Consider the following 11887-nt stretch of genomic DNA (forward strand, 5'->3'; position numbering starts at 1 on the left):
TTCAAGCAAATAAATGACATTTATTTCAAAAAGGAAGAAAAAACTTTCGTTTTTCTAATTGCAGCATAGTTGTGAAGCTTTTTTATTATAAATATAGGGACTTTTTCAGTGGCTTCGAACCGTCCCCGCGGTCCAAAAATAATATTTGCTATTTATAATCATATCTGTTATTCTAAATAAGAATTATCTTTGTTCTTTTTCAGATTAAGAATGTATTTTTGTTTTTCGTCTAAGGTATTTGAACACTGATAGTAACAAATGTGTGGATCGCCACACCAGGAGGCAAATTAACATGGAACAAGGTAAAGTTAAATGGTTTAATGCAGAAAAAGGTTTTGGATTCATCGAGCGTGAAGGTGGAGAAGACGTATTCGTACATTTCTCAGCAATCCAAGGCGAAGGCTTCAAATCTTTAGACGAAGGTCAAAGTGTAACATTTGATGTAGAACAAGGACAACGTGGTCCTCAAGCATCTAACGTTAGAAAAGCGTAATAGTAGCCATTAACAACCAAAGGGGTGTACCGATTATCGGTATACCTCTTTTTTGATTTTAGGAGACCAGAGGGACGGTTCTTGTGGTTCCGCTTGGAACCACAAGGACCGTCCCCGCGGTCCAAAAGGAAGTTAGAGAGATGAGAAGAAAATTTGTGTTTAGTGGTCTCGTAGTTTTGATTGTATTTCTTATGTTATTTGGAACGTATAGGTTGATGAATTCAAGGTCATTCCAGTTATTTGGGGGTCTCATACAGCAGGTTGAAACAGATCAGAAGGTGGTAGCCCTGACATTTGATGATGGTCCTTCGGGAAATGTGAACGAAATACTACCTCTATTGGAAAAGTATGATGTGAAGGCGACGTTCTTTTTAATAGGACAAGATATCGAGAAATATCCGGAAGAGGCAAAGAAAATCGTGGAAGCGGGGCATCAGGTTGGGAATCATACGTATTCTCATAACCGAATGGTGTTCAAGTCACCTTCCTATATAAAGGTAGAAATCGACAAAACGAATCAACTCCTCCGTGACGCAGGGTATGAGGGAGATATTGACTTTCGCCCACCAAATGGCAAAAAGCTCGTCGGTTTGCCTTACTACCTTCATAAACAGAATATAGATACCGTCACTTGGAATATTGAGCCGGATAGCTATTTCACAACTCCTGAAGAAAAAATAAAGTATGTAAAGGAAAACATTACACCTGGATCCATCATTTTGCTTCATCCAATGTACAATGATATCGATAAGGTGCTAGCGGAAATTGAAGGTGTCATCCAAGTATTAGTGGAAGAGGGATATTCGTTCGTAACCATTAATGAACTTCAAGGTCTGTGATAATCCAGATTTACCTTAAAATGGAATGTAAAAAAGAACCAAATTTTCACAAATTGGTTCTTTTTCCTTTTTATGTTGTACGGGCATCAATTGGTTGTTAAACACCCATTTTTCTGCGAGTATTGCTTGGTTTTTTCGTTTGTTGGCTTTTCATCTTTTTTGTTGAAAGGTCAGCATTCATTTTTCCTTTACCAGTTGAGGACTGGTTTTTTTTATTGGCAAGCTGCTGCTTCATTGCTTCTTGCAGGCTGATTTTCTTTTTTGGTGCTTCGGGTTGATTATTCTCGGTCATAGGATTGACCTCCTTTTTATAAAAATGGTAGTTAATCCAGTATAATCTATTTTCGTTTAATAAGAAAGAAGGGAATAAAAGAAACAAATCCCTCACTTTGGTAAAAAATTCCACGCCCCCGATATATGAAACTTTTCCCGTTGTCTACCGTATATATGGTATGCTTACAAAACGGAGGGGATTATTTGAAGAAAGGTTTTATAGTGTTTTCTCTACTCGCGTTGCTTTTTCTTGGGGCTTGTTCCGTCCTAGAGGATGTTAATAATACCGTAACATATGTGAATAAAGCGACAGATTATGTCAATGAAGTGAGTACTTTTATGAATGAGGCTCCAACTCTGGCAGAACAGGCGGTTACCGATGAGCAGGCTCGAGCCGATCTGGAGACAATGCTAACTGAAATTCAGACGGATATGGCAGCATTCAACGAACTACAACCACCAGATATGGCGGCAGACCTTCATCAACAAATCTTAGATTATAACCAACAAGCAGAAGAAGGCATTACACTTTATTTAGATAATATTGAGAATGGACAAATTGATCCAGCTCTTTTTGAAAATAGTGAAGTATTTCAAACGTTACAAAATGTAACCAATACTATTGATCAAATTAAACAATTAGGTGAATAAAACGAGGCGCATCCATCATAAAGGGTGCGCCTAACTGTTTACGTTAAAAAGGGTACTTTCGGTCCGACGTTTGAATTGAAACCCATTTTGTGACGGTAAATTCATCAACCATCCAAGGATTTCCGAATCTCCCTAAACCACTTGCTTTATTTCCGCCGAATGGGATGTTTGGTGCATCGTTCACAGTTTGGTCATTTAAATGCGTCATGCCACTGTCAATTTGCAGGGCTAATTCTTCTCCGCGAGCAAGATCACTTGTGAAGATCGCTGAGCTTAGTCCGTATTCGGTATCATTTGCGATTTCAATGGCTTCTTCATCGCTTTCGGCTTTAATAATGGTGGCAATTGGGGCAAATAATTCCGTTTGTGCGAGTTTGCTAGAACGACCTACATCTACAAATACATATGGTGTTAAAACGTTTCCGATACGCTGCCCCTCTAAAGCTAATGTAACTCCATCCTTTTTAGCCTCTTCAATAAATGCAATCGCCTTTTCAAGCTGACGTTCGTTGATGATTGGACCAATAATGGTCTTTGGATCACGTTGATCCCCATAAGGAATCGCCTTAGCTCTTTCGACAAACTTTTCAACAAATTCGTCATAGACATCCTGATGGACGATCATGCGATTGATAATCATACAAATTTGTCCTTGATGTATAAACTTTCCGAAGATGGCAGCATCAACTGCTTGGTCAACATCTGCATCAGAAAGAACCACAAACGGGCTGTTTCCACCCAATTCAAGAGCAACTCGCTTTAAATGCTGTCCTGCAATTCCACCAATATGACGGCCTACTGCAGACGATCCGGTAAAACTAATCAGTTTAGCATGCTTGTTCGTTAGCATGGCATCCCCGATTTCATTAATATCCGTCAACACCACATTTAAAACACCCTTCGGAAGTCCAGCATATTCAAACGCTTTGGCAATAATGGAACCTCCTGAAAGACCAACTTGGATATCCGGTTTGTGAACGACACTGTTTCCAAGTGCAATAGCAGGCACAATGGCTCTTAATGATAGATTCAAAGGAAAATTAAAAGGAGAAATAGAAGAAATAACCCCTAATGGTAACCTATAGATATGGTTCAATTTTTCTGTTGAACCTGGGATTTCTTTTACCTTATAGATTTCATCCGCATATTTAATTGATTCTTCTAGTATTTCCAACGCAAGGTGATGTTCAATATTGCTTTTTAAAATACTTCCACCTGTTTCGAGATTAAGAATTTCTACGATTTCTTGACGATTATTCTTGAGAAAGTCTGCAGCTTTTTGAAGCACATCTCTACGTTGGTTAACAGTTGATTTAGCCCATTCTTTTTGAGCGATGTTGGCTATTTCAAATGACTCTTCTACCTGGTCCTTCGTCGCCAACTTGACCGTTGTAATAACAGAACGATCAAAAGGATTAACGATTTCATAGGTCACATCGCTATTTCCATCCACCCACTTGCCATTAATATAGCTTCTACTTGTTTCTGCATTGATCAAACGATTTGTCACTTCTTTAAATTGCTGCATGTAATAACCCCTTCCTTTTTTTAAAAGATGGTAACGCTTACAGCTTTGTTTAAAGTAAGTATAGCAACTGAATAAAATAAGGAAAGCTAGTTGTTGCTCTATGTGGAACACTTTGGACTTTTCTCAAAAAATAACGATAAAAAAGCTACGATGAACGAGCGTAGCTTCTTGTTTCTGATTAATACACAAAGTAAATTAGTATCGATGTCACAATGCCAATCCATACACTTAGTAGAATGCAATACCCCATAATGTGGCGGATATGAAGTCCGACAATACTTAAAATCGGTAACGCCCAGAATGGTTGGATGGGATTCGTCCAGGCATCTCCCCAGCCGACGGCCATCGCAACGACCGCTGGGTCAGCACCAAGCTCAATACCGGCAGGAACTTGAAGTGGTCCCTGAAGTGCCCATTGACCACCGCCAGATGGGGCAAGGATGTTGACGAGTCCTGCGGTCCAGTAAGTGAACACACCGAATGAATCGGCGCTCGAAATCGATGTCATACCGGTAATAATTGCATCGGCAAGCCCGGAGCTACCTAGTAACGCGATAATCCCCGCGTAGAATGGAAATTGTAGAATGATAGGGGAGATGGATCCGGCTGCTTCTTTAAATGCCTTTCCGTATTGTCCAAGCGAACGATGAAAAATCAAGCCCAGTGATAAAAATAGAATATTAATAAGGTTCAGGTTTAAATCCACACTTTTTGAGAACTGCAACAATACATAAATGATTCCAACTAAACCAATTAAAATTCCCAAAATAGGTGTGTTTTATAACCGTATGGCAGGCGAGTTCTTTTCATCATTCGATACGATCTCTACCTGAGGCTGTTCTGGTTTTGCTGTATATGGAATGATATTCTTTTTCGGCGCCATGAGTAGGATAAATATAGGAATAGTAATGAGTAGTGCAAAGAAAATGATAACAGTACCCGGGTGGAAGATCGTTTCTGAGGTTGGGATAACACCCATTACATCAGCTAGAAAGTGATTTTCTGTAGCGATTGTTAGAAGGATAGAACTGGAAAGTCCTGCCGTATAAAGTACGGTAGGGGCGTATGCACATGCGACCAAAAGTGGAAAGTGGGCGTTCTTATTCCGTTTTCCGACTTCACGAGCGACGATGGCACCAACAACCACCGCAAGTCCCCAGTTAATGTAATACGCGGCAGCAGAAATCAAAAACGTAAATAAATAGGCCTTTGTTGCCGTATTGGCTTTAGCTGAGATTGCCTCTAAGCCTCTCCGGACAAATGGAACCGATGCAAGCACCATCCCCGTCATAAGCAAGAGTACCATCTGCATCGTAAAAGCTAAATATGTCCAAAATCCATCCCCATACGACTGAAACAAATTCATCGGATCAGCAGGTGCCGTAAAAAAGGCCAAGACAAATACAAACAACGTCATCAACACAGCAATAACAAATGCATCTGGCAAATACCGCTGAATCACACGCGAAAAGCGTTCTGACACTCTGTTTAACATGTTTTCCCCTCCTTATTACTACAAAAGGTATGAGGGGGAATGTTCTATTATGACAAGTGTATAAGAGGATAAAAATAATTGGAGAGAGGACCTATTAAAATTGGGAAGAGCTCCGTATGACGGTAATCGTTTTTTCTACTCTTTGGATGGAGTTCAATATCAATACTGAGTTTATTAACTTTGAAGGTATGCTCCTTCTTCCCTTTTTTTTTTGAACAAACGCAGGGTCAAATGACCCTGCTCGTTGTTTATTGAGTTATGTTATTTTAAAGGTTGCTCATGATATAACTCAGGATCTGCTTTAACTTTAGGTCCTTTTTTAGGTTTTGGTCCCATATTGTCAAAACGTGCTTGATCATAGATGGCAGAACCTACGATTTCGGCTACATCTTGAAGTTTTTCTTTACTAATTTTGTCAAGTGAGTCTTCTGGTGTATGATACCAAGGCTCTGATGGACTATGAATGAATAAGGCAGCTGGAATTCCAGCTTCTGCAAATGGAACATGGTCACTTCGACCACCAGCATAAAATGGAGTAGCTTCCCCATTCAGTCTTGTACTTGATGCTTGGGCAAGCTCAGTTACAAGATTTGGTTGACCATCAAGTGTTGCCATTGTTAGATTACCTGCATCACGACTTCCTACCATATCTAAATTAAAATTTGCAATAATACGTTTGAGGTCGTCCTCTTGCAGGTTTGCCACATAATGTGCCGAACCAATTAGCCCAAGCTCCTCAGCACCAAACGTGATGAAACGAATTTCTGTATCTGTAGGAATGTCTTTAAATACACGGGCTAACTCAAGTGTCATAGCTGTGCCCGATGCATCGTCATTTGCTCCAGGTGCACCTGCCACGGAATCATGGTGCGCCCCAACAACAATTACATCATTTGTATCTTTTTTCTGATTAGTTGGCTTCTTTGTTGCAATGACGTTATGGGAAATACTTTCACCAGCTCTTGCACCTTCAACCTGAAGGGAAGCTTGAAGAACCTCTCCACTTACTAGTGCCTCATAAAGTGCATCACCTTCTGCTTTCGTTAAAGCAACAGCAGGTACATAATGATCATTCGCTTCTCCAAGAGTCCCATTTAAAGCGCCTGAAGTATTGTTGAAAATAATGACACCTAAAGCTCCTTTTTCTGCAGCATTCAAGACTTTTTCTGCGAACGAAATCTCGCCACGCTTAATAAGAGCAATTTTACCAGTAAGGTCAGTGTTTTGAAGTTCTGCAACTGTCCCTAATCCTGCATAGACAAGTTCTCCCGATACATCCCCGTTTACTGTGTATGTGAAGGAACTTGGGTGGAGGGGACCGTCATAGCCATTTACCGAAAGTTCGATTGAGCTTGGAGGTGTATAGCCATAGAAGGTAAACGGTTGGATTTCAGTTTCATATCCGTAGGATTCGAATTGTTCTTTTATGTATTGAACTGCGTTGTGTTCTGCTTCCGTTCCTGCGACACGTGGTGTTTCAGAAAGGGTAGCAATGTTGTTATAAATATTGTCTACATTAAGTTGATTAATCACCTTGTGATCAAAGAACTTCTCCTTCTGAGATTGCGTCACTTCAGTTGGTTTTGCGAATACTGCAGGAGTTGCAATGGCCCCAAATGCGAGAGTGGTGGTAAGTCCAAACGATATCACTAGTTTTTTCATAAAATGCCTCCTCTTACTAGATTAATAGTATACGATAAAATTTTATATCATTTGGAAAATTCTGATAAGGGAACTTGTCCTTAGAAAAATTTAGGTCGAAACTCATATTTCCAATGAATAACGATACAACCGGGACAATTCTCCCGTGAGGAAAATACTTCCAAATTCGAATTGAATGCAAAAAAGGCTGCCTACCCAATGTACTAAAGTGGGGAAGGCAGCCTTACTGATACTCTATTTTGTTTTATGATTTATTTTTATATCATGTTTTTTCACATATTCATAGATTTCTTGATTTGTTTTATCATCATATTTTTTTACCCATTCTTTATTAGATAAATCCACAATTTCATTTCGTAGGGAGTGATATTCCTCTTTCGCTTTTTCTTTTAAATCAAAGGTGAATTTTGAAGTGAAGTATAACACTGCCCCCAAAAATAAATCCCTAGCTATATGTTTATTAGAAAACAGCATTTCGAAAAATGCAGAATTTCCAAACGCAAATGGGGTGTATAAGAAATACTTAATAATTGTGTAGAAGGCATATCCAATTAAGGTATACAAGAAAAATCTATGCATGGATTTTTTTCTATTATGCTTTTCGTTAAAATCAAGTAATCGATCCAGTGAATCTCCATCAGCCTTTGATATAGTAGTTCCTTCCTGATGCCAAGGTGCTGCAAAACTATTATCTGACATTGTACTCCCCCCTTACCTGAACTTGAATTCATCCATCATTCTATTCGTATGGTACATTTTATTTTTAGTTCAGTAGGAATATGACAAGCTTCCTGCGAAATGCTTGGATAAGCAGGATTTTTTGGTGTGAATATGGAATTTTTCGAAGGAAGCACATATGCCATTTGTTGCATGTAAAGAAAGTGGGAATGGCCATGAAGGTTTAAAATATGCAATCACAGAGAGGACAAAAACGAAACTAGAGTCTTTAATTAATAATTGTTGAATAAAATGATGAATAGGTGAAACTGGAAAGAAATACGTAACTAGGGAGGGGAAGTTATGAATTCAATATCAAGTGTTTATATGCCTAGAGCCATTTTTTATGGGAATGGTTCCTTTAAACAATTAGGGGCTGAAACTAGGAAACTAGGAACCAGCGCTCTAGTCATCAGTGACAAAATTATGGACAATCTTGGTTATGTCGATGAATGCAAAAAGATGTTAAATGAAGAAGGGATTACTTGTTCAACCTATTTAGGAATCGATTCCGAACCCACGGATCTATTTGTAAATGAAGCACTAGAAATTTGTATACAAAATAATTGTGACGTCATTATTGCATTAGGTGGCGGTAGCTGCATTGACACTGGAAAAGCTGTTGTGGTGTTGGCTACGAATGGTGGAGATATCAGTGATTTTATGGGCAACAAAAAAATGGCTGATAAAAAGGCAATTCCTCTAATTGCCATTCCAACCACGGCAGGTACTGGCTCAGAAGCAACAGATGTTACAGTCATAACCAATACAAGTAATGATGTGAAAATGATGATTAAACAACCAGCGTTTTTACCAGAAGTAGCAATTGTTGATCCTACACTCACACTTTCATCTCCTACACATATCACTTCAGCAACTGGGGTAGATGCCCTCACTCACGCCATAGAAGCATACATTTCACGACGTTCACATCCATTTACAGACACCCTTGCGTTATCCGCAATCAAATTGATTTACGACAATATTGAAGAAGTATATAAGAATGGTAATAATATAGAAGCGAGAGAAAAAATGTCATTAGGTGCCTTAAAGGCGGGTATCGCATTTTCAAATGCATCTGTTTGTCTAGTTCATGGAATGTCTAGACCGATAGGAGCCATCTTTCATGTCCCGCATGGAGTTTCTAATGCTATGCTGCTACCGGCCATTTTGGAATATAGTAAATCCGCTTGCATTAATAGGTTAGCGGATATTGGACAGTTTATTAAACCAGAGTTACGTAGTTATTCTAATGAAGAAATAGCAAATATGGTAGTTCAAGAAATAAAGAAACTTTGTATAAATTTGAATATCCCTAACATGAAGGAGTGGGGAATCGAAAAACAAGAATTAGACAAAGTAGTAGGAAAAATGGCGAAGGATGCTCTTGCCAGTGGCAGCCCTTCGAACAATCCAAGAATTCCTACTGAAGAAGAAATTATTGAATTATACCAACATTGTTTTGATTATGATATGAGTGAAGGTATGAATAAATCAAACATCTAAATAATCTCAAAAAAACTAGTTCACAGCTTCTGAACTAGTTTTATTATTTCAAATCACTACCTGCATATTACTTTAAGGCAAAAAGAAGGATTTTTCGACACAGTAATGGAAAGTATTTAACAATAGGTAGAAATTTGTCGATATGGACATGATTACTAAAGCAAAGATAATATAATGAAATTGTTGTTAAAGTAGAAACACTGTATTGTTTAAGTTTGCAAAAAATTAAATGATAGTAAAAAGCATAAATAATAAAGGAGTAAGGGAAAAGTGGCTGTGGAGGATACAATATTAATAAAAATTGGTAAATCTTATAGAGAGGGTATGTCAGCTGAAGATTTATATAATGCAACAAGTATTAGTTGGAAAATTAGTAGAGAAAAACTTCAATCAGGCGATTATAAATTCTATTGTGCAATATATAATAACAAAATTAAAGAAGTCTATGAGTTCATTGGTTATGAAAAAGATGAAAGACCAGAAAAAGAAGGACGTTATATCTTAAAAGGAAAAATAGCAGAAATGCAAATTCGGAATATCCTTTTAGACTTAGATGTGAGCAGTCTGCACAAGGGTTTAGGTAATCCAATTAAGTATGAAAATATGGAAAAACTATTAAAAATTGCTCGAACAGAAATTGGTCCAACAGAGGTTTACACTCTTCCTGAAACAGAAGAAAATAGTGAATTCTTTATTGAATCAATTCTAATTAACCTTGCAAAAAAAAATACAGAAATTAAAACAATTAGTACTCAAAAATCTAATTGGATTACTAGAGTAGATGAAAAAGGAATTTATGTTGAAACGGAATCATCTAGAGAAAAATATCAAAACGGTGAAAAAGAATCACCATGGGATTACATAACTTTTGCATTTATTATGCAGGGATGGGAGGAATTTATTAAAGTTAGAACTGCTACACAATCTGACTTTATCAAAACTAAAGGTAGATCTTCATTTCTGATGGCCTTTTTTAGTCAACTACCTTTTGTAGGAGTAACCACAAAGGAAACTAAGGTGGCAATAACCCTTAAGGAGTATACAACCGACCAATTACCTGAAGGGAATATTGAACTTACTATATCATTTTTGGATGAAATCATTAAAGATAATATTGACCCGAGAAAAATTAATTCTATTTTCAAAGAAGAGAAGATTATTAGGTTAAAATCTAGGGCGCGACAGGGATTGAAACTCTGAGGTTTCTTAAATGAAAAGCATGAACTCAATAAATTTTTAATAAATGAATATCAAACAAAATCAGATAGTAAAGTCATCTTAAGGAATCAACTAACAAAATTAGACTATTTCAACCTTGTGAGACGGATACTTCCTTTAATTGAGGAGTTACAAAAACAAGATAAATTAAAATGTTTAAAAGCTATTGGGATGCTAATTGTTCGTAGTTCCCTAAAAGATAATTTAATGAAAGAGTCTGTTGCAGAATATCGGACAAGAAATATACTAAGTTGGTTTCAGGTATTAGATATTGTAGATGAGGACTGGAATTTAATTATTCAAGAAAATGAAAGTGAGTATGCAATAAATTCAGGTGCAAGTATTGCGCAAGAGGATGGTCAGAAATTGCTTACAGCAAATGAAGTGGTTACACATATTGACAAATATATAAAAAGTAAAGGTTTCTATTTTGAAAGGGAAGAAATAATAAATCTTTTTTTAGCATTAAAAACAAAGCCATTTGTTATCCTGTCCGGAATATCGGGTACCGGTAAAACAAAAATTGTTCAATGGTTTTCGGAAAGTATTGGCGCTACTGAATCAAATGGACAATTTAAATTAATTCCTGTTCGTCCAGATTGGAACGATGGATCAGATTTATTAGGATATCGTGATATTAAAGGGGATTTTGTTGAAGGACCGTTAACTAAAGTAATAAAACAAGCAATAGTCAATCCAACGCTGCCGTATATCGTTTTATTAGATGAAATGAATTTGGCACGTGTTGAATATTATTTCAGCGACATTTTAAGTGTTATGGAGAGTAGACGCTGGGAAGATGGAGAATTAGTGACTTCTATCTTATTATCTGATGAAATTGCGGAAAAAAATATTAGCTTGCCGTCAAATTTATATATAATAGGCACGGTAAATATGGATGAAACCACCCATCCATTTAGCAAAAAAGTTTTAGATCGTGCAAATACAATAGAGTTTAATGAAATAAATTTGGACTTTCTTGATTTTTTAAATGAAATTCCAGAAATATCTCCGATTAAAATTGGTAATCGGACATTACTTGGAAATTATCTGCATTTAAAGGATGTTTATGTGGAGAATCCTAAATTAGTAGAAAAGACAACAAAAGTATTGGTCAGACTTAATGAAATATTGAAACCAATAGGTGCACAGATAGGTTACCGTGTCCGCGATGAAATATGTTTTTATTTAGCATATAGTGAATCTACAAATTTATTTTCGTTTGAACAAGCATTGGATAGATGTATCCTTCAAAAGATTTTACCAAGAGTCGCTGGTAGTGATACAAGGGTGGAGGAAGTTTTGAATAACTTATATAAATTCTGTACAAATAGATTATTTGATGAAGAAGATGTATTAGATACAGAAGAAATACGTAATCCTGAGTCCGTGACGTAATTAATAATAAATGTGCCCACAAAGCCTGATATAATAATGTTATCAGCTGATTTATGTTGATAATTTTATTTCACCAGGCAGGTGTTGAAATTGGTTAAGTTTATTTT

9 protein-coding genes and 2 pseudogenes are annotated in these 11887 nt (G+C 37.0%); 6 read left to right on the top strand and 5 right to left on the bottom strand.

All coding sequences use genetic code 11. The features are described from left to right. Nucleotides 1-292 precede the first annotated feature (292 nt). Complete coding sequence (locus E1I69_RS22485) at nucleotides 293-493, top strand: cold-shock protein (RefSeq protein WP_136381765.1); 201 nt, start codon at nucleotides 293-295, stop codon at nucleotides 491-493. A gap of 140 nt (nucleotides 494-633) precedes the next feature. Next, complete coding sequence (locus E1I69_RS22490; RefSeq protein ID WP_136381766.1) at nucleotides 634-1332, top strand: polysaccharide deacetylase family protein; 699 nt, start codon at nucleotides 634-636, stop codon at nucleotides 1330-1332. Between the two features lie 97 nt (nucleotides 1333-1429). Here the strand turns inward: E1I69_RS22490 and E1I69_RS22495 are convergent, their stop codons facing one another. Then, nucleotides 1430-1624: a hypothetical protein gene (locus E1I69_RS22495; RefSeq protein ID WP_136381767.1), complete on the bottom strand. Its 195-nt coding sequence runs from the start codon at nucleotides 1622-1624 to the stop codon at nucleotides 1430-1432. 185 nt (nucleotides 1625-1809) lie between these two features. On the opposite strand from E1I69_RS22495, the gene E1I69_RS22500 reads away from it, so the two are divergent. After that, nucleotides 1810-2256, top strand: coding sequence for a DUF6376 family protein (locus E1I69_RS22500; protein ID WP_136381768.1), 447 nt, complete (start codon nucleotides 1810-1812; stop codon nucleotides 2254-2256). Nucleotides 2257-2299: 43 nt separating this feature from the next. Here E1I69_RS22500 and E1I69_RS22505 read toward each other — a convergent pair whose 3' ends face one another. From E1I69_RS22505 to E1I69_RS22520, 4 genes and pseudogenes are all read right to left on the bottom strand, one after another. Continuing rightward, nucleotides 2300-3751: an aldehyde dehydrogenase family protein gene (locus tag E1I69_RS22505; RefSeq protein ID WP_242634680.1), complete on the bottom strand. Its 1452-nt coding sequence runs from the start codon at nucleotides 3749-3751 to the stop codon at nucleotides 2300-2302. A 211-nt stretch (nucleotides 3752-3962) separates the two neighbouring features. After that, nucleotides 3963-5279: pseudogene (locus E1I69_RS22510) on the bottom strand (short-chain fatty acid transporter). A 261-nt stretch (nucleotides 5280-5540) separates the two neighbouring features. Continuing rightward, the gene (locus E1I69_RS22515) at nucleotides 5541-6941 is read right to left on the bottom strand and encodes a M20/M25/M40 family metallo-hydrolase (protein ID WP_136381770.1); all 1401 of its coding nucleotides are present in this window, start codon (nucleotides 6939-6941) and stop codon (nucleotides 5541-5543) included. Between the two features lie 234 nt (nucleotides 6942-7175). Beyond that, nucleotides 7176-7640, bottom strand: coding sequence for a DUF2663 family protein (locus E1I69_RS22520; RefSeq protein ID WP_136381771.1), 465 nt, complete (start codon nucleotides 7638-7640; stop codon nucleotides 7176-7178). Nucleotides 7641-7961: 321 nt separating this feature from the next. Here E1I69_RS22520 and E1I69_RS22525 point away from each other — a divergent pair, with 321 nt between their 5' ends. From E1I69_RS22525 to E1I69_RS22535, 3 genes and pseudogenes are all read left to right on the top strand, one after another. Continuing rightward, nucleotides 7962-9164: an iron-containing alcohol dehydrogenase gene (locus E1I69_RS22525; protein ID WP_136381772.1), complete on the top strand. Its 1203-nt coding sequence runs from the start codon at nucleotides 7962-7964 to the stop codon at nucleotides 9162-9164. A gap of 270 nt (nucleotides 9165-9434) precedes the next feature. Further along, complete coding sequence (locus E1I69_RS22530) at nucleotides 9435-10364, top strand: hypothetical protein (protein WP_136381773.1); 930 nt, start codon at nucleotides 9435-9437, stop codon at nucleotides 10362-10364. A 387-nt stretch (nucleotides 10365-10751) separates the two neighbouring features. After that, a pseudogene (locus E1I69_RS22535) lies at nucleotides 10752-11780 on the top strand (McrB family protein); the annotation flags it as partial. Nucleotides 11781-11887: the final 107 nt, after the last annotated feature.

This window comes from Bacillus timonensis (assembly GCF_004799755.1).
Taxonomy (GTDB): domain Bacteria; phylum Bacillota; class Bacilli; order Bacillales; family Bacillaceae_L; genus Ferdinandcohnia; species Ferdinandcohnia timonensis_A.